The following is a 20,950-nucleotide window of genomic DNA, read 5'->3' on the forward strand; positions in this document are numbered from 1 at the left end:
TTGTTGTTCGATGTCATGCATTCATCAGTATTTGTTGGGCTGAAATAAGGCCTCAAGATCGAGGCAAAATGAACATATTTTCGTGGCGTTTTGAAGTGTTTCCGTCCAATTGATCTGAACGTGCTCGGACAGTTGGCGTTCCAGGCGTGCGTCCGACCGTATGATCGGACAATCGAGGCACCTGGAGCTGCCGGCTGTATACCGCGCGGTGGTCCGGCAAGAGCGTGGTTCAGGCAAGGTATTGAAATGAAACGCGCTGTTTTATACCTGTCAGACCATGGTAAACAGGCACATATTCATTGGCGATGTTCATGGAATGAGTGAAGCTCTGGCTGCGCTTATTGAAAAGCTTGCTCCCGATGCCGGTGACAGGGTCGTCTTTCTGGGTGATCTGGTGGACAAGGGCCCCGATGCTGCCGGCGTTGTGCGCATGGTCCGCCAAATGAAGGATGAGGCAGCCTTCGAAACCGTTCTCATCGAGGGCAATCATGAAGATCTGCATGCGCGCTATCGTGTCAATCTGGCTGTCCGCCCCACGGTTGCTGCGGAGCAGGAAGCTGGAAACGGCGAACTGGCGTCCCTGAATGCTCAGCTCGCCCCGGAAGATGTCGCCTTTCTTGAAAGCGCTGTACCGTTTTTTCGTTTGGACGCGCATGACATTCTCGCCGTTCATGGCGGTATTCCCGGAGACATGCTTGCGTTTCCAACCAGTCTGGACGAAGCGCTTGAGCTGAAAGGCAAGGACCGTCGCAGCTTTCGCAAGATACTGCGTACGCGGTTTGTCAGCGCCGACACCGGTGCTTTCCTGGTTCAAGGGCATGAAACGGCTGGTGATCCATTCTGGGCAGACAGTTATGATGGCCGTTTCGGCCACGTCATTTTTGGCCACAATCCCTTCATGCAAGGGCCGGCTATGTTTCCGTTTGCTACAGGTATCGATACGGGAGCAGTTCATGGCGGTGCCTTGACCGCCCTGGTCGTTGACGGAAACGGTCGCCGGACGTTCGTGTCCGTGCCCTGCTAGTTGACCTGCGTGAACCGCTGCCACCAGGAATACACGTTTGGCATCACACCCAAAATCTATGTTGTAAGCCTGGTGATTAGCAGTGAACGATACTGCAAGCAGGTTCCTGCCGTCCCACTCCCATTCCTGAGGAAAAGCTACTTGACGAAGCGTCAGGTTCGATCTTGACTCTGCCTGCACCAAGTGTGGGAGAGTACATGAAGATTGGAATATCCGGCGCCTTCGCGGCCGCATTTATTTTGTTTGGTTCCAATGCCTTTGCGCAACAAGCACCTTCCACTGCTCTCGAATGGGCGAAGTCGCAAAGGCTCCTGCCTTCGAAACGGATAAATGGTGATCTCCGCCAGGGTATTCATACGCTCTATGGCCTCAATTCAGTAGGCTCTAGCTCCTTATCGATGCTGGGCAACAGTGACACGAGCCGCTACGTCACGATCGTTAATCCCAGCACCAACCGCACCACGAACATCGTAGAAGTCGGCCGTCCTCAGGACAGGGAGTATCGCGGCATTACCGGGCCTGCAGAACAAGGAAACTCTGTCTTTACCGGAGCATTCGGACCGATTGACTTTTTCGACCTGGACAAAAAGCGCAAACTACTGACGAGCGAAAGAACCAAGGCAAGTCCGGAGCCAGTTGCCGGAGACAGTGCCGGCGGTTTTTCGGTCACTGTTGCCAAAGCCCCCAATGACGGTGGTGTGCTCTTGCACGTGGTCAAGAACGGCCGGGTTTCCACGCTGCAAACAACACTAGGCGCACGTCTGGACAGCGTCTCCATCGGTCAAGTCAGCGGAAGGGAGGTCTTCTTCGCTGTTCTGGGCGATCACACCGCCACCCATTTCTCAATGGTCGAGGGAGGGGACATTCTCAAGCGCGGTCAAGCAAGCATCTTTTCGCCCAAGTTGGAAGACCCGAACGGGCGTTGGAGGCGAGAGGGAGATAGCGGGCCGGTCAGTCGTGCCCGTCTGATAGATGCCGTCAGCAACGTGTACGGTCTCTGGCCACTGAAGAACTTTTACGGTGTGCATGTCCGGCGTGCCAAGGAAGCTGGAAACGATGCTGTTGTAACCAGTCCAACTACCAGCCGGGCGTTCGTGAGCGCCAAAGGCGGCTCGAGCTACCTGATGGACATGGAGGGAAGTTGCAAGGAACGGACGAACTCTCTCGATCCGGTAAAATGCACGATCGCGGTCTCCGTGGCCTTTCGCGACACAAGCGACGGGGTCGACGCGGGTTACGTCATATTCCTGAATCACAAGCTCGAACCTATTGCCCACTTTGGGGGCGCCAACCTCGTCTATCATGATCTTCTGCGGATGCCTGACGGCCAGCTCGCCGCTGCAGGCACTCTTGTCGACGAGGGAAAACGCATGGGTCTGCTCGATGTTTGGGAGAGGTTCCCCGGACTTTGAAATATCTTCGAAAAGTCAGGAATATCCGGAACCAAAAGATCGGACTTGAACCTCCTGAGGCGTTGATGGATGGGGCTGCTTGATGACTGGGCTGCTGGGCTTCTGGAAAAAAATGCATTCCGCCAAAGCCAGGGATCCCGAAACCGGTGATCCGTTCGATGCAGCGGCTTGGCTGGAAAAGGGCCTTGCGGATTTCGATGAAGCAGTCCGGCCAACATTCGGGCTGGTTCAGGTGCGGCGGGACATGGTTGACCTGCTTGCGCGGGCCGAAGCGGAAAATCGAATGACACCGGCCGAACGGGAAGCAACCTGGGCGGCATTCGATGCAGAGATAGCAAGGCGCTTTGGCGAACTTGGAAACGGTTCTACAACAACGGCAGATGTCACCCCGGCAACGACTGTGACCAAGCCCGTGGACCGTGAAGCTGCGGCAATGGACGCAGCGCTTTCTGTTTTCGATACAACGATTGATGGCAGCCAGGAAAGAGCTGACTTCCTGGCAAACAGGGCCACTGGCATCCTTTCAATGTTTCTGGATGAGCAAGGTATCAAGGGTCCGGAGCGCAAGCAGATCGAGCAAAAGGTTCGTCACGCGATAGCCGAAGAAGCAAGAAACTGCGTCTTTCCAAGTTAAGTGTCGGGTTGATGACGTGGTCCAGACTTTAGGCAGGTACGTGTGCCCTGTTGGAGACACTCCCCAAGATGCAGCACCGGATACGCATTTGTCGTCAATGCAAGTGGTTCTGGAAATTGCAACTTAAGATTTAGCTTCTATTAGCCGGACGGCCGTCGCCGGAATTCTCCACTATCGAATGCCGGGGCGGGGCCGCATGGGGCATGTTTTGCCTGTCCCGGTGCTATCAAAAAAAGTGTTTTCAAGTCCTGGGGGTCATTGTGCAGAAAAGTGTTGGATTGGTGAGATTTGCGTTGGTGTACACAGGGCTGTTGATCGCCCTGGCTATTTTCAGTGTCATTCTGGAAACGCTAACCGGCATCAGCGTGGGCGGTTCGGTGAACCAGATCGGTGCCATAATTGGCGCTGCAACCGACGCAGGGCGACACTTTTACAAAAAGTACGAAATCGTCCCCGAAAGCGGTTTCGCCTGGCGGGCCGCTTTTCAGATGGCGCTTGTTGAACTGGCCATTTCGGTAATTACTACCGGGGTGTTCGTATGGTTTCTTCTTTCGCAAGGCGAACTTGCGAACGGGCTCGGCTCCCTCATGGTCATTGTGGTGCCGCTGTTGATCTTTGTGTTCGCGATTTCCCTGGTTGCGAAACGGTACCTGTTTACGAGCGGCGCTCGATATGCAGAGAAAGCCCACCTGAGAAAACAGGAACAGAGCAGTACTGTTTTCGAGTGAGGTGGAAACCTGTCTGGAGACTTCGCAGGGCGCCGCCGCCTACAGGTGAAAACCAAGGCGGCGGCTCCAGTGGAGATTACCCGGTCGGACGTCCGGAGCATCGATACAGGGTTCAGTGAGGCAGGCAGCCCAACGGCAGTTTCGTGTCAGGCAGCCGCGAAGGTGACCTTCACGCCGCGCTGGCGAAAGTAGGCTTGCAAAAGCTTGCGTCCGGAGCGGTTGTTCTGGACGAGCTTTGCCGGATCAAAAACGGCTTCCTTCTGGCCCTCGCGTTTCAACGCTTCCTTGAGAGCAGCGATATGCAGGTCGATATCTTCGTTGTCGGCCTGCAGGGATTCATAAACGCGGTTCGTTGCGTCCGCTACGGTCAGTTCGCTCAATGGTGCATTCCCGATGTTGTTTGGCTGGCGATTACCACATTTTCCGACCTGATCCAAAGGGAGTTGATCCTCCCCAACCTCCACGGCTTCGGATGGTTGCCGGCAAGGCGGCGCAGGCACCACATTGCCAGGCTGGTAAATCTCAGCGCGCTACACCCACTGCGAAAGGGCGGCACGAACATGGGGATCTCCATCGTCGCGGACCAGGCCGACATCCTCGGCGAGATGCTTGCTGTTGGGCAACAGGGATTGCCAGGCCAGTGCCCGCACCTGCGGCGTGTCATGATGTCTTGCAATGTCGCGCAAGGCCTCATGAAGATCGGTATCGCCCATCGCCGCTGCTGTTTCGAACAACGCGCGCTCCTGCGCCTGTCGATCGACATTCCCGGCGATAAGCTTGCCGAAGACACCTTCCGGCGTTTCTTCCAGGGTCATCTCGTATTGCCGGCGGTGCGCCGGATATGTCTTGGGCAGGAGCAGGTTGATGGACGCGGAGATCGAGGGCGCCGGGAGCTGCGTGTGAATATCGCGGCTGCCGTAATAGTACATCACCTTGCCTGGTGGCAGCCCGGTTTCCTCCTGAAACCTCAAGGGAACAAGTTCTCCCGGGACGCCGCGCACGTTCTCGTATTCGTAGTCGTACAACTGGGTGCGGTACCCGGGACCGAAAGCGCCGACCGTGAAGAAATCGAAGCTGTGATCATGGGTTTCGTAATAGGAAAAGATTTCAGGGGGATGTTGAGGGCTTGGCGGCATCCACAGGACGGCACGCAGGGAATACCCGTCGCCCTTGTGCAGCATCAAGGTTGACGGTTTGAAATCGTTGTCGACCTGGTAGTTCAGAAAATCCGCCAGACCATCGACAAGCAGACCGCGCAGCACATCTGGATCGCGTGCCAATGCAGCCATCCATTCGGCAACGCGCGACATTGCTTCCGGAGTGTAGCGGGAGGCGCGAAGATCCGGAACGATGCCGGATGCCTCCAGCCTTTCAACGAACTGATCAAGCGTCAGGGTCTCGTTCCCTTCGGGAAAATATGTCTCGGTCATGCCGCATCCCCGTCCATCGTTCTTGCAAGGGTTGCTCGCGCCGCTTCGCGAAGCGACGCATCGCGGTCACTGTGCGCCATTTGGTGCAAAGCGGTGAGAGCCTGCTGTGGCGCACAGCGATGAAGCAGCTTCAAGGCATCCCAGCGTGCAAAACCTGCCATGTTCGAATGCACCATTTTGGCCAGCGGTTCTTCAAGTCCATCGATCTGTTGCATGGCCTGAAGCAGTTGGAGAACCATCTGCATGCGCGAGGCATGCAGATCGGTGCTGACCTGCTGCAGTGGCTCCAGTGTCTCGCGGTCGAAGGTCCAGGTGCTGTGGGCCCGTGGCGGGGAATGCACGATCAACAACGGCGCGATCGGCGTGGCGGCGGCAATGTCGATGATGTCGCCGAACGCCGGGGCGTCATAGACGTCATGTGCCTTCAGCACGAGGTCGCTGTCCCGGCGCTTGAGGCTGGGCGGGCGTTGATGAAGGTTGTTGCGATCCAGCCCGCACTCCAGCCGCGGTATGTGCACGTCATTTGGTGACAGGTTCAACACGAAGGCGTCAAACTCGTTTGCGGTGTAGACCGGTTGCCGGCCACCTTGTCCACTGAAGCGCAGCATCAGGCTGAACTGATCGGTCCGGCATAGGTAGACGTTGCCTTCCCGCTGTGCCGGCAAGCTGCCGCGTTCGCGCACAACGTGCAGCAGATCCAGCAACAGGCCGTTTATGCGTTGCGGATCGAGTGACCGCAGAATGCTGCCCAATTCGATGAATGAATCTATTTCGCCAGAAGGTGGGGTAAGGGCCTCGATCAAGTGTTGATATGGATTGTCTGTCTTCATCATCACACCTCCGCGTTGTTTCAAATGACGCTCAGAGGACGGATCTCAGGAAGCCGCCTTCGAGCAAAAGCATAGGATATCAAACCCTTGCCCGCCAAGACCAAACCGGTCACGGCGGCCATGCCGTTGTATGAAAAGAGGTAGGTGGCGATGAACCCGCCCCCGAGCACGATAACGAGACTGACCGTCGAGATGCGGGTCGCGACCTGTTCGTGACCCATGGTCTGCAGGATCACGAGGGACTGCCGCGTCAAGGCCTCAATGAAGGCTCCGACAGCAACCATCGCGAGTGCAGTCGTTGCTTCGGAGAACCCAGGGCCAAAGGCATTCAGAATGAAATGTCCGCCGACTAGCATCCCGGCCAGGAGCAGTGAGCAGATCCCCAGGACGACGGCATTCGACTCGTTGATTGCCTTTTGCAATTTGGGACATTGCGACCGGTCGTCGGCGGCAGCACCGCACAACGGGCGGATCATGAAGGATATGGTGGTCGGGATAAGCTGCATGATGCGAACCACCAGAAGGACTGCCGCATATAAACTTGTGGCGGCTTCGTTCGGCGAGGCGATTTCGACGATGAAGAGGTCGAGGTGCCACAACATCAGTGAATTGACCCGCATGATCAGCATTCGATTGCTGGTCCGTGACCAGGCCCTGTGGTGTTCGGCGGATGCGCCCCGCGCCGGTGTCCACCATGCACCGTATATCTCGGGCTCAACGGTCCGAAAGATGACGGCATGCAGGAGCCCCAGGAACACAAACGATACCACGAGGATACCGATCATGACGCTGCTGCTCGAGACCGACAGCCGCAGCCCGTACACTGCCGCGGCGACACAGAAAAGCAGCACAAGATGAAGGGCCAGCGAGCCCAGGATGCTTCCGGTTCGCGGGTACCCGCTGGCGACGAGATATCGGTCGGTCAGAAGCGAAAGTGCGGCAATCGGGGCAATCCAGATACTGTGAAAAGCCAGATGGTACTCTTCGAAGCGCTTGTAATCGGCCAGATGTGTGGCAAGTGCGATTGCCAGAAACACTGCATAGACTGCCAGGATGATTGAAAAGCCGAAGCGTATCCGGCTGCGGTTCCAGGCACAGTATGCCCGAATACCCTCGAGGTTCACCGTTTTGCGCATGGTGGGCAGGTAGCGCGAAGCCACCATATCCGTTCCGGACAGTGACAGGGAGGCCAGCAGCGACAAGAGGGCGAATGCAACCTGATAGTCTCCGAAGAGCTCTGTCCCGAGCATGTTGGACAGAAGCAGGTTCGTCAGGAGAGCCAACCCGTAGCCGGCTATGCTGATCACGGCCAATTGCACTGGTCTCGATGTCATGCAGAGACCCGCGATATCGGCATCCACGCCAAAACGTGCCGCTTTCGTTGAAATTCGAGCCCGTCAGTTGCCTTCGACACGCAGTCTTCCTGTTGATCGTTTCCGGTTGCAGATTATCAGTCTATCGCCGCCTGACAGCTGAAGTCGCTTTCAGAAAATTCACCACATCGCGAGATCGCTCTGGACAATCTAGTAGGTATGAGTGCAGGATTGAAACTGCAAATTGCAAACAAGGAGCACTAGATATGTCTGAAGCGAAAGCAAATATCGAGCGCAATACCGAAGTTGAAGCCGACATCGAGTTTGTTGATCCGTCGGAAACCGTTGCACTTGCCGGCTCCACGCCGCGCCAGTTGACGGGGCAAGAAGCAGGTCGTGTGGTCGGATTTGGCTGCGACGAGGATAAAACCACAGGTCGCTGATACCGGGTCTGTCGTTTTGGCTTCCCGGTTGAATCAGTACCGATAAACGCATGTCACGGATTTTGCTGACAGGCGCAAGTGGTCGGGTTGGGCGAGCGTTGATCGAACGCCTTGCCAGCCCGGAATTCGAGTTTGCCCTGGTTGGGCGCAGTGCGGAGTCTCTTCGGCAATTGTCGGATGAGATACACGCCAGGGGCGGAACCGCCCACATCATCGAAGCAAATCTCTCTTCAAAAACCACACCCGAAACTGTTGTCCAGCAGGCGGCAACTGCAATGGGCGGGCTCGACGTCCTGATCCATGGTGCGGCTGCATATGGGTTCCAGCCCTTCGCACCGTCTTCCCGGGAACTGCTGCTGCGCGTGCTGGAAACCAGTCTTCAGTCCGCCATCCTTCTTACCCACGCCGCCATTCCGGCGTTGAAGCTTTCAAACAAGGCCGTTGTCGTGCAGATCGCCTCTACCGCCGGTCTTCGGCCCGTTAGTGAAGCCGTTGTCTACAGCGCAGCCAAGGCGGGAATGATCGCATTCGGCCAGGCCCTGCGGCCAGAGGTGGAGGGACTGGGTATTGCCCTGCACACCGTCATACCGGGCCAATTGCAGCTTCAGCCCGGGGGCACCGGGCTTCCGCCCGCACATGTTGCCCAATGCATTCATGAGCTGATCCTGCAGCGGGCAACCGGTTGCGTCGGAACCGATGTCATTCTGGACGAGACGCGTTCCGAATAATCCTATGGATCGTCGCAGCCGTTGTATTTGCCACCTTTTCTGGCCTCGACGAATGTCTTCCAGTCACGCCAGCCCTGGGCACAATGAAAGCCCCATTCCCTCACGCGCGGCCCCGTGATGAAGAGGGTCCAGGCCGGTTCGGTGAGGACGGGAGACAGACGGTGCGCGAAGCGGGAATTACGGAGTACGACATCTCCGGCACGCAGTTTGCGCACCTTCTCGCCTTTACGGGCAGCGAAAGTCTCATCGATCGTGCCGGCAAGCATGATCGACACGCTCGGCCAGGGGTGGTCGTGCAGGGCTGCCTCGTCGTCAGCCCGTACGACATTGTGTAAATACGCGTTGATGAGCGGGTTCTTCGGCCACAAGCGCCAACGGAAAATATACGGGGCGTCCGGATCACCCACTAACTGATCAGGCGGCCTGTCGACAGGCAGGAGCCGCCTTTTTAGCCGGGAGGCTAAAGCAGACATTCGGATCATCTGAAAATCCTCGCCGACCTGACCGTCGGTGTCAATCCAGATCCCTTCCCGGTTGAAATGGTCTGCGTTTCTTTTTCCGGGTTTTGGCCCGGCATCATCAGCCGTCAACAGCGACACGCCGGATGATGCCGGGCAGGACTTACAGGCTGGTTTCGCCGTTGATCAGATTGCTTCGTTTACGGGGAAGATATCTGCCCCGGCCCTTGCCAAGAACGGGCACGCCTTTTTCCATCACCAGGTCGCCGCGCAGAAGAACCTTCACGGGCCATCCGGTCACCTCCATGCCTTCGTAAGGCGTGTAGTCGGCGCCATGGCCGAGGTCGTCGTTGGTGATGGTTTTCCTGAGTTCCGGATCCCACACGGTCAGATCGGCATCCGAACCGACCGCGATGGTGCCTTTCTGCGGATAGAGACCATACAGCTTGGCGTGATTGGTGGACGTCAGCGCAACGAAGCGGTTGAGGTCGATCCGGCCGGTCTTGACGCCTTCGGAGAACAATATCGGCAGTCTGGTCGCAACACCCGGAATGCCGTTCGGGATCCATCTGAAGGACTGCATTCCCTTCTCGGTCTTCTTGCCGCCGGGGTCGTCAAACCGGAACGGGCAGTGGTCGGAAGAGTAAAGGTCGAACACGCCGTTTTCCAGACCGGACCAGCAGGCGTCCTGGCTTTCCTTGTCTCTGGGAGGAGGCGAACAGACGAACTTCGCACCCTCGAAATCCTCAAGATCCAGATCGTCTGCCGTCAGAACGAGGTATTGCGGGCAGGTTTCACCGGCGATCTTCTGGCCTCTCAGCCTTGCGCGCGATATTTCCTCCATCGCTTCGCGGTTCGAAACATGGACGATCACGATCGGGGTATCAACGATTTCGGCCAGAGACAGGGCCCGGTGTGTTGCCTCTCGCTCAGCGGCGATCGGGCGAGACGTGGCGTGGTGGTACGGGGCGGTGTCGCCATCTGCTTCACGCCGTCCGATCAGGTAGCGGATGGCATCTTCGTTTTCGCAATGAACCAGCACGACCTGTCTGGAGCGTTTGGCCGCATCCAGCGTGGCCAGGATTTCGTCGTCGCGCAGGCGCAGGCCTTCGTAGGTCATGAACACCTTGATCGACGTATAGCCTTCTTCCGCAAGTGCCGGCATTTCCTGGCCAAGCACATGGGGCGTCGGGTCGGAGACGATCATGTGAAAACTGATGTCGGTGAAACAGTTGCCCTCTGCGAGAGCATGATATCCCTTCAACGCCTCGCGCAGGGTGTCGCCTTTCTGCTGAAGGCAGAAAGGCATTACCGTCGTGTTCCCGCCAAGAAGCGCCGACCTTGTTCCGCTTTCGAAATCGTCCGCCATGACAATGCCTTCGCCTGACGGCTGCGCGATATGGACGTGACTGTCGATGCCGCCCGGCATCACGAGCAAGCCGGTCGCGTCGATGGTCGTGTCTGCTTCCTGCAGATCACGCCCGATTGCCACGATCTTGCCATCCGTAATGCCGATGTCTGCCTGATAGACATCGGCAGCGGTGACGATGGTGCCACCGCGCACCACTGTGTCGAAGGAGGGTGCCGTCATGCCGATGCTTTCACAGGTGCTGTTCCAGACGCTTCTTGACCGAGGGTTTTATCCAGGGCGTTGGTCAGGCGATCGACTTCTTCAAGCGTGTTGTAATGGACCATGGACAGGCGCACGACGCCTCCGGCTTCGGCCAGCCCGAGGTCTTCGATCAGGCGCCGGGAATGGAAATCACCATGGCGGATCGCAACATGGTATTCGTCGATCTTCCGGCACAGTGCCTCCGGCGCCCAGCCTTTTGCCGTGAAGCTGATGGTTGCGATCCTGTTGCCGTTTCCAACCGTGTCACGCCCGACAATCGTGATGTCCGGGTGTTGCTTCGCCCAGTCGAGAAAGCGCTGGGTCAAGGCAATCTCTTGCGCCGCGATGGCAGAAAAGGCGGTCTCGATCAGGGCGCGCGGCTCGGACGAGGCAGGGGCTCCGCATCGTTTCCCGAGTTCCTGCAGATAGGCAGTGATGGCTGTCAGCGAATAGGCAAGTTCATAATTCGGATTGCCTGCTTCCAGTTTTCCCGGGACTTTGTCCTTGCCGTAAAAATAGTGGTAGAGCGTGTCCAGCTCCAGAAGGTGGTCGTATTTGCCGTACATCATCGCGATGTGCGGACCGAAGGTCTTGTACAGGCTGAAGATGTAGTAATCGACGTTCAGTTCCTGCACGTCGATCGCCCGGTGCGGCGCATAGGCGACCGCGTCGACGCACAGTCTGGCACCTCTGTGATGCACATAATCGGCGATTTCGCGAACGGGATTAACTTCACCCAGGATGTTGGAGACGTGGTGAACCGCAACGAGCCTGGTGCGTTCGTTCATCAGTTTGCCGAGATCATCCAGGTGCAGGGTCAGGCTGTCCTTGTCGAGCTGCCAGAAGATCACCTTGATGCCGAATTCCTCCAGCCGCAGCCAGGGGCCGATATTGGATTCATGGTCCGCGTTGGTCACGATCACCTCGTCCCCCGGCGCCAACTGGCGGCGCATGGATTCGACAAGGTTCTGCATCAGCACGGTGGTGGAATGGCCGAAGACGATCTCTTCAGGACGGGAGGCGTTGACCAGAAGCTGACCGGCCTTGCGCGCTTCCAGGAGGGCTGCCGCGGCGGCCTTCGAAACTTCGTAGCTACCGCCGATCTGAACGTTTTTTTCGAGCAGGAACTGTTTGATCCGCTCGACTGCCTGGTTGAGGATCTGCGATCCGCCGGCATTGTCGAAAAAGACCCAGTCCGATTTCAGTCCCGGAAATTGATCCCGGACCCAGGCGATGTCCAGTTGTGCATTGTTTGGCATGGTTGGCTCCAGCAAAGGCAGTAAATTTCAGTGGTTGAGGACCGCGCTTAGAAAATTGCGGGTTCTTTGTTCTTTCGGGGTGTCGAAAATCTGCGCCGGTGTTCCGGTTTCCACGATCCTGCCGCCATCCATGAAGATCACCCTGTCGGCCACCTGGCGGGCAAAGCCCATTTCATGGGTGACCACGACCATGGTCACGCCGGTTCCGGCAAGCTGGCGCATGACGTCGAGAACTTCGCCCACCATTTCCGGATCGAGCGCCGAGGTCGGTTCATCGAACAGGAGCACCTTGGGTTCCATTGCCAGTGCGCGGGCAATGGCAACACGTTGCTGCTGACCGCCGGACAGTTGGCCGGGAAACTTGTCTGCCTGTTCGGCAATGCCGACGCGGGCCAGGAGTTCGCGAGCCTTCGCGGCAGCCTCCGCAGCCGGTGTCCTGCGCACGCGCATGGGGGCCAGCATCACATTCTTCAGGACACTCATGTGCGGGAAAAGATTGAACGACTGGAACACCATGCCAACCTCGGCGCGGACCTGGCCCAGTGTCGGTCCGGGCTGCACCGGAATGCCGTCGACCCGAATGCTGCCCTTGTCGGAATAGCTCTCCAGAAGGTTGATGCATCGGATCAGCGTGGATTTGCCGGATCCGGACGGGCCGATGACACAGACGACCTCGCCTTCGCCGATCGCCAGGTCTATGTCGCTGAGCGCGGCAAAGGCGCCGTAGTGCTTGGTAACGTTCTCGATTTCGATGATGTTTCGCATCACGCATTCCTCCGCCCGAGCCGGTTTTCAAAGCGCGAGACCAGGGCAACCAAAGGCCACAGGAACGCGAGATAGATGATGGCAGCGCCGATCAGGGGCGTGGGGTTGGCGGCAAGGGCCTGGGCCTGGGTCGCCTGCTTGAGAAGGTCCGGCATGGCAACGACGGAGGCCAATGCGGTGTCTTTCATCACGTTGATGCAGTTGTTCGTCAGTGGCGGGATAACGATCTTGATGGCCTGCGGCAGCACGACGTCGACCATCATGTCCTTGTAGGACAGGCCAAGTGCGCGCGAGGCTTCAAACTGTCCGACGGGGATGGCCTGAATGCCCGCCCGAAAGATTTCTGCGGTATAGGCGCCGGACACGAGCGTCAGCGCGAGCGTGGCGGACAGGAATGGTGACAGTCTGATGCCGACGAATGGAAGGGCGTAGTAGACGACGATCAGGAGTACGAGCAGCGGGATTGACCGGAAGATGTCGATATAGATGGCGGCCGGTACACGTATCCAGGGTGAGCCGTACATGCGCACAAGGGAAAGGCAAAGCCCGAGAACGAGGCCGGCAACGATACTGGTTGCCCCGATTTGCAAGGTTACGACAAGGCCGCTCATGAGGAGCGGAAACGTTCGGATGAAGACCGGAACGTTGAAGAACGTTTCGAAGAGGTCCATGAAAAGTCCGGAAGAATGGCTGGAATCAGGGAAGGCGCGGGCCGTCCCGAAGGCGGCCCGCGCGTGCTTTGCTTACAGCTTGGGCATGTCGAGGATGGTAACCGTCGAGGTGGTTTCTTCGGCGCGAGAACCGAACCATTTCTCGTGCAGGTCAGCCACGACGCCTTCCTTCTTCAGTTCTGACAGGACGTCGTTCACCTGGCTTGCCAGTTCCGCGTCCTTGGCAAACATCATGGAGTACTGTTCGCCGGTGGTGATGCGTTCGACGACCGCAAGGTTCGGCTTGTCCTTGGTGTAATAAAGCAGCGCCGGGATGTCGCTAATGTAGCCGTCGATGCGGCCCGCCGTCAGGTCGAGCATGGCCGGGGCCAGGCCTTCGTAGCGGCGGATTTCACCAAAGCCGTATTTCTCCTGATTTTCGGTGGCCCAGATGTCGCCGGTAGAGCCCGTGTCGACACCGATGACCTTGCCTTGCATGTCGGCAACCGATTTCAGGCCACTGTCGGCGGTAACGGTGAGGGACTGGTCGCTGTCATAGTAAGGCTGGGCGAAAGTGACCGATTCCAGACGCTTCTTGGTGATGGTGATCGAGGACACCGCCATGTCGATCCGGCCCGACTGGACCGCGGAAAACAGCCCGTTGAACGGGATGTTTTCAAACTCGATCGATTTGCCGAGCCTGTTTGCGACCTCGGTTGCAAGATCGATTTCAAAACCGACGGTCTTGCCCGACTCATCCTGGAATTCCCACGGAACGTTGCCGATGTTGGCGCCGACTGTCAGGTCTGCGGCCATGGCGGTGGTCATGGAGGAAAACGTGAGCAAGCCTACGGTTGCAGCCGTTTTGATGAAGGAGTGAAGAGACATTTTATTCCCCTGGTGACTATTCTTGGTCTAACTGGTATGACTGGTCTGACCAGTTAGACCAGTAAACAGATCGATCAAACGGGATGCAAGCGTTAAAATGATGCTGATCGCGTTTCGGCGGGCTAAAAGAAAGGCAGAACGGCACACGCGCCGTACGAACCATGAAAGACACAATGATTACACGTACGCCGGTTCCGCAAAGCATCGCCCGCAAGCTTCAGGAGATGATCCTCAGCGGAGCGCTCAAGAGCGGGGAGAAGATCCCTTCGCAGCGGGAAATGTCGGAAGAGTTCGGTGTCAGCAGGGCCTCATTGCGCGAAGCCCTGCTGACCCTTGAAACCATCGGCCTGATCAAGACCGAAGCGGGCAGGGGCACGTTTGTCGTCGGCACCGGTTCGGGCAAGACCATGTCGGACTGGAAGTTCGCCGAGGAACATTCCCTGCAGGAAGTGTTCGAGACCCGGCTTGTTCTTGAAGGCGAGATTGCGGCTCATGCAGCGGGGCGACTGTCGGAGGAAGATCTCGACCGGCTCTCGCAACTGACCGACCTGATGGAACAGGCCTGGTCCAATCGCGACTTTCTCAGCAACGTGGATGCCGATCTGGAGTTTCACGACCTGATTGCCCGGCGGTGCAGGAACCGCATGATTGCGGGTCTTTACGATCAGGTCCGGAAACTTCTGACGGAAACCCAGCGCCAGCCGATCCCGATCACGGATCCGCTGCGCATGCGGGCCTCGCTGGCTGAGCACCGGGTCATCGTTGACGAACTGCGCAAGGGCGACGCGGAAGCCGCCCGAACCGCAATGCGCAGCCATGTCGCCAACACCGCGCTGTGTGCCGGGTTCGAAATCGCTTGACATGCGAAGCGCCGTCGTCGTTTCCAGCTTGTATCGGAACGCTGGGGGCGGGGGCGGTTGGCGGAGAGGAGCCTGCTACCCCTTTCCACCCACCTACAACTGACCTTCGACGGGAAGCGTTGCGATGATGCCGGAGGTGAAGCGCTGGCCCAGTGTCGATCCCGGGTCCGAGGTGAAGGTGACGATTTCGCCATCTTCTTCGCTCTTCCAGAGGATCTTGCCGTTGTCGTCCAGTTCGAGCCGGTAGCTGTTTTTCAGCGAAACGCCTTCATTCAGGAACACTGTCAGCCTGCGGGCAAGTTCCGGGCTTTCCACGTAGAGGCCGATCTCCGTATTGAGGTTGGCTGATCGTGGATCGAGATTGAAACTGCCGACGAATATCGAGGATCCGTCAAAGACGGCGGCCTTGGTGTGCAGTCCGGCCTTGGAATCTGTCGAAAAGAGCGTTTGCTGGACCCTGGCGGAATCGGCCCTGACCTCATGCAGCTCTATGCCGGCTTCCAGAAGTTCCGCGCGGTATTTCGAATAGCCGGCGTGAACCGCAACCACATCATTTGAACTGAGCGAGTTGGTGAGAACGCGGACCTTCACGCCGCGCGCCGTAAGCTGCTTCAGCTTGTCCGCGCCTGCCTGCGTCGGAACAAAATAGGCGTTTTCCATCAGGAGTTCGCGTTTGAGCCCGTCCACCTTGCCGACAAGTGCCTTGAGGATCTTGCCGCCGCTTTTTCCCGCGATGAAATCGGCCGGATCATCCCAGACGACAAAGGCCGGTGCCCAGACCAGCTGCCTTGTGAGCGACGACATCGACTGACGGACGGCAGTGACCCTCTGGCGGAAAGGATAGGGATATCCTTCGGTGTCGATGGTCTCTTCCAGTTTTACCCGGGCCATTTCCAGGTCGGTTTCGCCAAAGGTCCGGTTGACGCTGGCGGCGACAGGCACCGACCAGTCCCTGTTCCAGAAATAATCAAAGACGCTCGAGGCATCCCGCACCACCGGGCCGACCGCTGCAATGTCCAGGTCGCGATAATTGGATTCCTCGGAGACGTCGAAATAGTGGTCGCCGATATTGCGCCCGCCGAGAAGCGCAACCGCATTGTCGGCGATCATCAGCTTGTTGTGCATGCGGTGGTTCAGGCGGTCGAAGTCACCGATCAGGTTGAAGACCCGCGAGGACCGGCTCACGAAGGGGTTGAACAACCGGATCTCGATATTCGGATGGGCGTCCAGACTGGCGAGGATTTCATCGCGTCCGTTGACATTGATGTCGTCGATGAGAAGACGCACGCGCACACCGCGATCCGCGCTGCGCAAAAGGGCTTGCGCGAGGATGCGCCCGCTCTGGTCCGCATCCCAGATGTAGTATTGCAGATCGAGGCTGTGCTCGGCGAGCTCCGTCATGGCCACGCGGATGGCAAAGGCGTTGCGCCCTGTCGTGACCAGCGAGACACCCGATCTGCCCGGATGGCTTTTTTCCGCGGCCCGGAACAGGCGGCCCAGAGAGGTGCTGCGATAGGCCGTAAAGGCACTCGTCTCGACGCGCGGATAGTCTGTGTTCAGCGTCGAACATGCTGCCAGAAGCAGCGTTGCAAGACAGAGAAGGCAGGCCCAGCTTCGCATCGTTCCCCGCATGACGGACACAGGTTGCCAAGGGCCCCGTTCCCGCCCGGCGTCAAGGATCGACGTTGGTGACTGAGGCGAGGACCGGGGCTATCGGCAAACTCTACCCAGAATTGTTACTTCATGCCTGCACGCCGGTCCATTGTGCAGATTGACAGGCGCGCTCGAGCGCCTGCCGCGCGGTGTTTCTTTTTCCTGTGCCTTCGGGGCGAAGATCGCGTGAACGGCGCACGCCAGACGTGGGTGAGACCTTTAAGGAGCGGATAGCGCTTCGGGCATCCAGTGCGTGGAGTTGCGGCTGGCCTTGAAGAAACACTGCCCGTATTTCTTAAGGGTTTCCTGATTGATCTCGAAGCCGAGGCCAGGTGTCTGCGGCATGGCAAACCAGCCGTTTTCGTGCAGGAACGGCTGCGAGAAGATCTGGTCGCGGCCTTCCGGTGTCCAGCCCGGCGGTGAGATTGGATATTCAAACAGCTCCTCACCGGCAAAGCCGCTGGCGGCAAAGACATGCGCATTTGCTATGAAGCCGAAGCCGTTCGACCAGCAATGCGGCGTGAACCTGATGCCTTCTTGCCTGCACAGCGCGGCAACCTTGAGGCACTGGGTAATCCCGCCGGCCCACATGGCATCGGGCTGGAAGATATTGTAGCAGCCCATCTTCATCATCCGGGCGAGTTCCCTGTAGCCCATGACATGAAGTTCGCCACCGGCAACAGGAACGCGAGAATAGGTGGTCAGTCTGGCGATTTCCTCGTGCCATTCGCCAAACAGCGGTTCTTCCACCCAGGCAAGGCCGACATCCGCAGCGGCATCGACAAAGCGTTTGGCCCGGTCCAGCGACCAGAGCGGCGCATCGCCGTTCTGGGTCAGGCGGAAGGCCTGATTGCAGTCGACCGAAATCCTCATCCGTCCCTGCATGTGACGGGCGATATCGGAAATATGGTCGATATCTACGGCCTCATCGAAGTCATGGACACGAATTTTCATCGTGTCGAACCCTTCGGCAAGCCGGGCTTCGGCTTCCTCGCGCCGCGCGCCCGGGGCCCGAAGCTCGCCGGATGAGGCATAAAGCCTGATGCGGTCATCCGTTCCGCCAAGCAGCTTGTAGAGCGGCAGGCCCGCGCTCTTGGCCTTGATGTCCCAGAAGGCAGGCTCAAGCCACCAGTTGAAATTGCCACCCGCCGCCATGATCTGGATACGCTCGGAAAGCTTTTCGATATCGCCTGCATCCTGGCCGAGAAACAGACCGGCCAAGAGGTCGCCCAGCCCGGCGCGCTCGCGCCCCGCAGCCGGAAACCCGCTCCATCCCTCAACACCGTCATCGGTGATGAACCGGACGATGCACATGGAGACATGGGTCCGGATCGTTCCAGGTATCCACGACGGCGCATGTTGCGCGGGCAGGGGTGTTTTCACAAGGTAGAGTTCAACGCGGTCAAGCACTTGCATGTTCGGTCCATTGAAAAGGGGGCGCTGCTGAAGGATCCAGAAGCATCAGGAGAACAGTCGGCTGTTGCGTGAACGCTAGAAAAGAATTGGTCTGGCCAACATATCCAATTTGACAATTTTCAGAGTCCAATTGGATAGCGGGGGCGGTCTCTATAGAGGCAGTGTTTCGGCCTGAATTGCTGTGCTGCTGTTAGGTACGGATGAGTGTGGGTCTATTGAGGGCGGTGAGCGGATTTGTTCAGCACCACGGATTAAAGTCCGAAACGGAACCACGAGCGGACATCGCTAGACTCCTTCCATCTTAGATTGCATAACTCTCTCGGATAGGTTTCTTAGCAACCCAATAAAATACCGACAATTATTGAAAGGTGATAACTTGCAGGTCTTGCGCGACCACTTCTTGAAAGCAGCTGTCGAAATTGGTCGGAGCGGCGAGAATGACACGCTCCCATATGATATTGATGCTGGATTTATTCGTGATACGGCAGAGGGCTTTGCGGATATATGCTTTGATCTGTTCCAAGAGATCGATCAGAAGAGCTTCAAGGACGCGAAAGATTTTTTGAACGAGCTCACGATTGGAGCTGAGAGACTACTAGCGCCGTCTGGTTCCAATGGATTTAGGATCACGACGAAAATACATCCGTTTTGGAATCTGTACCTGAATGGACTGGGTCTTGCCATCGCTCAAGCGAATGAACCAAACCGCAGTAAGCGGGTTCACTCCTATAGGTTAGGAATCGAAGGGGCTGCCTTCTTTGACCGTAGCCACTCTTGGCGAACCTTCAAGGAAGCTACGCTCAAAGAAGAGGCGCTAAAAGAAGATGGCTGCGTGGTCGTTCAAACTGACATTTCGAGCTTTTATGAGCACATCTACCATCACCGGCTCGAGAACGTCATCAAGGATCTGGGCGCTGCAAACTCGACCGTGGCCTTGCAGATTGATCGCATCCTAAGCAAACTCGCGGCAGGCCGATCTTTCGGACTTCCTGTTGGAGGTCAATGCGCACGCATCCTCGCTGAAACTATGATGACACCGATCGACAGATCACTGTCTGATGCTGGTATCGTCTGGCATCGGTACGTTGACGACTACACGCTTATTTGTGACTCACGGCAGCACGCATACGAGGCGCTGTCAGCGTTGTCCCATGCGCTTGCCGACTATGGTCTTTCGCTAAACCGGACGAAGACTACGACCTTGAGTGCGAAGCATTATGCTGACTATGTAGCGGCACAACTCGGCGAAGGTGAAGATGCAAGTGCCGACCTGAGAGACTTGGATTTGCACTTCGATCCTTATTCCGACACGGCGCAGGCGGAGTACGAGCAACTTAAAGAGTCGTTTAAAAAGATTGATGTCCAATTTCTCATTGATCTTGAAAAGGACAAGTCTCAGCCGGATAGCTTCGTCGTAACGCAAATTAGTCGCGCATTGAAATTTCAGGAACCCAAAATCGCCGCTCAACTATGCGAAACACTTCTAGATGTAGGGAATCTAGACTCGTTTCGTGCGTCTTGGTCTAAGATCATGCGCGGCGTTTATGCAGTCCGGGCAAAAGGCGAGTTTTCAGAATTCCATGCTAAAATAGATCAACTTCTAGATCGAGTAATAGTGGCAGCTCCCCACCTGCTCATGCCAGAAGCCAATCTACTTCATTTCTTGCGCGCCATTCGTTTCGCGCGAACAGACACTCGAGGAGTGTTCGTAAGAAATACCTTCGAGCGCAGCTCGTCAGCAACAATCCGGAGAGCCTGTATTGATTGTTGGCACCATTGGCCAGATCGAACGGGTTTCAATTATGTGCGTAACAGATGGCAAAATTTAACGCCCGATGAGCAACGGATGTTTTGGCTTGCAGCTGGAAATTTCGGAGATGAGGGTAAGCATGCGCGTCAACAGCTCCGCGGTTCACTCGCGCAATCTTGGCGCCTAGGCTTCGAGCATAACGGGTCACAAACATTTGCGGCATGTTACCAAGACTGGGTGAAAAATGGCGCTTAAAAGGCTTCCATTTCGCGATCCCAGGACGGTAGCAAGGGACATTCCCGGTGTCCTAGATGTCCTATTCCCTCGGCTCAGTGGAGGGCTGGTAGCAGCGCTGAACAGGGGTGCGTTTTATTACTCTGGTTTGGCTCCAGTACCCAGTGAACTAGTGGAGCAAAGCCAACTTCAAAAGGCAATGCTTTTTGAATTGTCGATAGCTCGCACTGAACTCATCCTTTCCGGCCAAGCAGAGCCGGAATGGGCCGAATGCATTGCCATTGCACTGAAACGGCAGAGCCAACATTACGATGCTCAGAAGCCCGACAGAGTTGAAGAAAGTGACCAGAAGGCCGCAGAGCATGCGGCTCTCAATCTTGTTGAAATGTTACGCCGAGTTGCGGGGGAAAAGGGTTCTCAGATCGAGCGAAGTCCGGTCATTCCCGGAATGGGATGGATTGCTTCGGGAACCGGAGACTTCTCTATCGGCAAAGTCCTGGTTGAGGTAAAACACACGGACCGGAACTTCGTCGCAGGCGACTTTCGACAAGTCTTGATGTACTGGCTCCTTAAGTACGCGAGTGCGATTGAGCACAATGATGAAATCTGGACTGACTGTCTGCTTTTGAACCCTAGGAGGAATTGCGGCCTCGCGTTCAATTTTGATAAACTGCTTCAGTCAGCTTCTTCTAATTCCAATAGAGTGGAACTGTGCGAGGCATTACGCTCGATTGTGGAGCATGAAATCGTTCGTAGGTAGAGTCTCTACTGAACCGCACCGCGAACGGTGCCTTCGGAACATAGCTTCGTACTATAGAACGTCCCCAAAAGGCCGCATAGCAGTCGTTGAACAAATTGAAAAC

General features: G+C 57.0%; 21 protein-coding genes. 9 read left to right on the top strand and 12 right to left on the bottom strand.

The window, feature by feature from the left end:
- The first annotated feature begins 316 nt into the window (after nt 1–316).
- The 4 genes from FIU93_RS12420 (at nt 317) to FIU93_RS12435 (ending at nt 3,798) form a co-directional block, all read left to right on the top strand.
- Nucleotides 317–1,024, top strand: coding sequence for a metallophosphoesterase (locus FIU93_RS12420; RefSeq protein ID WP_055655991.1), 708 nt, complete (start codon nt 317–319; stop codon nt 1,022–1,024).
- A gap of 197 nt (nt 1,025–1,221) precedes the next feature.
- Nucleotides 1,222–2,436 (top strand): hypothetical protein, encoded by a 1,215-nt coding sequence (locus FIU93_RS12425; protein ID WP_139314102.1) that lies wholly within the window; start codon nt 1,222–1,224, stop codon nt 2,434–2,436.
- A gap of 112 nt (nt 2,437–2,548) precedes the next feature.
- On the top strand, nt 2,549–3,070 hold the full coding sequence (locus tag FIU93_RS12430; RefSeq protein WP_152505732.1) for a hypothetical protein: 522 nt from the start codon (nt 2,549–2,551) through the stop codon (nt 3,068–3,070).
- A 260-nt stretch (nt 3,071–3,330) separates the two neighbouring features.
- A complete protein-coding gene (locus FIU93_RS12435) occupies nt 3,331–3,798 on the top strand; it encodes an ABZJ_00895 family protein (protein WP_152505733.1) in 468 nt (155 codons plus the stop codon).
- A 146-nt stretch (nt 3,799–3,944) separates the two neighbouring features.
- Here the strand turns inward: FIU93_RS12435 and FIU93_RS12440 are convergent, their stop codons facing one another.
- From FIU93_RS12440 to FIU93_RS12455, 4 genes are all read right to left on the bottom strand, one after another.
- Nucleotides 3,945–4,178 carry a hypothetical protein gene (locus FIU93_RS12440; protein ID WP_055655984.1) on the bottom strand — a complete coding sequence of 78 codons (234 nt, stop codon included), beginning with the start codon at nt 4,176–4,178 and terminating at the stop codon, nt 3,945–3,947.
- 150 nt (nt 4,179–4,328) lie between these two features.
- On the bottom strand, nt 4,329–5,228 hold the full coding sequence (locus FIU93_RS12445; RefSeq protein WP_075282386.1) for a hypothetical protein: 900 nt from the start codon (nt 5,226–5,228) through the stop codon (nt 4,329–4,331).
- Nucleotides 5,225–6,061 carry a hypothetical protein gene (locus tag FIU93_RS12450; protein ID WP_152505734.1) on the bottom strand — a complete coding sequence of 279 codons (837 nt, stop codon included), beginning with the start codon at nt 6,059–6,061 and terminating at the stop codon, nt 5,225–5,227. The genes FIU93_RS12445 and FIU93_RS12450 overlap by 4 nt, the downstream gene beginning before the upstream one ends.
- Before the next feature lie 17 nt (nt 6,062–6,078).
- Nucleotides 6,079–7,392: an oligosaccharide flippase family protein gene (locus FIU93_RS12455; RefSeq protein ID WP_152505735.1), complete on the bottom strand. Its 1,314-nt coding sequence runs from the start codon at nt 7,390–7,392 to the stop codon at nt 6,079–6,081.
- A 245-nt stretch (nt 7,393–7,637) separates the two neighbouring features.
- Here FIU93_RS12455 and FIU93_RS31385 point away from each other — a divergent pair, with 245 nt between their 5' ends.
- Nucleotides 7,638–7,814, top strand: a complete 177-nt coding sequence (locus FIU93_RS31385; RefSeq protein WP_023003345.1) for a hypothetical protein — start codon at nt 7,638–7,640, stop codon at nt 7,812–7,814.
- A gap of 50 nt (nt 7,815–7,864) precedes the next feature.
- Nucleotides 7,865–8,542 (top strand): SDR family oxidoreductase, encoded by a 678-nt coding sequence (locus tag FIU93_RS12460; RefSeq protein ID WP_152505736.1) that lies wholly within the window; start codon nt 7,865–7,867, stop codon nt 8,540–8,542.
- A gap of 2 nt (nt 8,543–8,544) precedes the next feature.
- Here FIU93_RS12460 and FIU93_RS12465 read toward each other — a convergent pair whose 3' ends face one another.
- From FIU93_RS12465 to FIU93_RS12490, 6 genes are all read right to left on the bottom strand, one after another.
- A complete protein-coding gene (locus FIU93_RS12465; protein ID WP_152505737.1) occupies nt 8,545–9,141 on the bottom strand; it encodes a hypothetical protein in 597 nt (198 codons plus the stop codon).
- A 22-nt stretch (nt 9,142–9,163) separates the two neighbouring features.
- Nucleotides 9,164–10,591 (bottom strand): dihydropyrimidinase, encoded by a 1,428-nt coding sequence (hydA, locus tag FIU93_RS12470; RefSeq protein ID WP_152505738.1) that lies wholly within the window; start codon nt 10,589–10,591, stop codon nt 9,164–9,166.
- Nucleotides 10,588–11,871 carry a cysteine desulfurase-like protein gene (locus tag FIU93_RS12475; protein ID WP_152505739.1) on the bottom strand — a complete coding sequence of 428 codons (1,284 nt, stop codon included), beginning with the start codon at nt 11,869–11,871 and terminating at the stop codon, nt 10,588–10,590. Before FIU93_RS12475 ends, hydA begins: the two co-directional genes overlap by 4 nt.
- 27 nt (nt 11,872–11,898) lie before the next feature.
- On the bottom strand, nt 11,899–12,636 hold the full coding sequence (locus FIU93_RS12480) for an amino acid ABC transporter ATP-binding protein (protein WP_152505740.1): 738 nt from the start codon (nt 12,634–12,636) through the stop codon (nt 11,899–11,901).
- Nucleotides 12,636–13,307 carry an amino acid ABC transporter permease gene (locus FIU93_RS12485; protein ID WP_152505741.1) on the bottom strand — a complete coding sequence of 224 codons (672 nt, stop codon included), beginning with the start codon at nt 13,305–13,307 and terminating at the stop codon, nt 12,636–12,638. The genes FIU93_RS12480 and FIU93_RS12485 overlap by 1 nt, the downstream gene beginning before the upstream one ends.
- A 72-nt stretch (nt 13,308–13,379) precedes the next feature.
- A complete protein-coding gene (locus FIU93_RS12490) occupies nt 13,380–14,174 on the bottom strand; it encodes an ABC transporter substrate-binding protein (protein WP_152505742.1) in 795 nt (264 codons plus the stop codon).
- 173 nt (nt 14,175–14,347) lie between these two features.
- Between FIU93_RS12490 and FIU93_RS12495 the strand changes: the two genes are divergently transcribed.
- Nucleotides 14,348–15,034 (top strand): FadR/GntR family transcriptional regulator, encoded by a 687-nt coding sequence (locus tag FIU93_RS12495; RefSeq protein ID WP_152505743.1) that lies wholly within the window; start codon nt 14,348–14,350, stop codon nt 15,032–15,034.
- A gap of 93 nt (nt 15,035–15,127) precedes the next feature.
- On the opposite strand, the gene FIU93_RS12500 is transcribed toward FIU93_RS12495, so the two are convergent.
- A complete protein-coding gene (locus tag FIU93_RS12500; protein ID WP_173017310.1) occupies nt 15,128–16,654 on the bottom strand; it encodes a phospholipase D family protein in 1,527 nt (508 codons plus the stop codon).
- 252 nt (nt 16,655–16,906) lie between these two features.
- Nucleotides 16,907–18,103 (bottom strand): mandelate racemase/muconate lactonizing enzyme family protein, encoded by a 1,197-nt coding sequence (locus FIU93_RS12505; protein WP_152505745.1) that lies wholly within the window; start codon nt 18,101–18,103, stop codon nt 16,907–16,909.
- Nucleotides 18,104–18,479: 376 nt separating this feature from the next.
- Between FIU93_RS12505 and FIU93_RS12510 the strand changes: the two genes are divergently transcribed.
- Complete coding sequence (locus FIU93_RS12510; protein WP_286202425.1) at nt 18,480–20,108, top strand: RNA-directed DNA polymerase; 1,629 nt, start codon at nt 18,480–18,482, stop codon at nt 20,106–20,108.
- Entirely contained in the window at nt 20,098–20,847 is a 750-nt protein-coding gene (locus FIU93_RS12515) for a hypothetical protein (RefSeq protein WP_209010354.1), read from the top strand. Before FIU93_RS12510 ends, FIU93_RS12515 begins: the two co-directional genes overlap by 11 nt.
- Nucleotides 20,848–20,950: the final 103 nt, after the last annotated feature.

The organism is Labrenzia sp. THAF35 (assembly GCF_009363595.1).
Taxonomy (GTDB): domain Bacteria; phylum Pseudomonadota; class Alphaproteobacteria; order Rhizobiales; family Stappiaceae; genus Roseibium; species Roseibium algicola.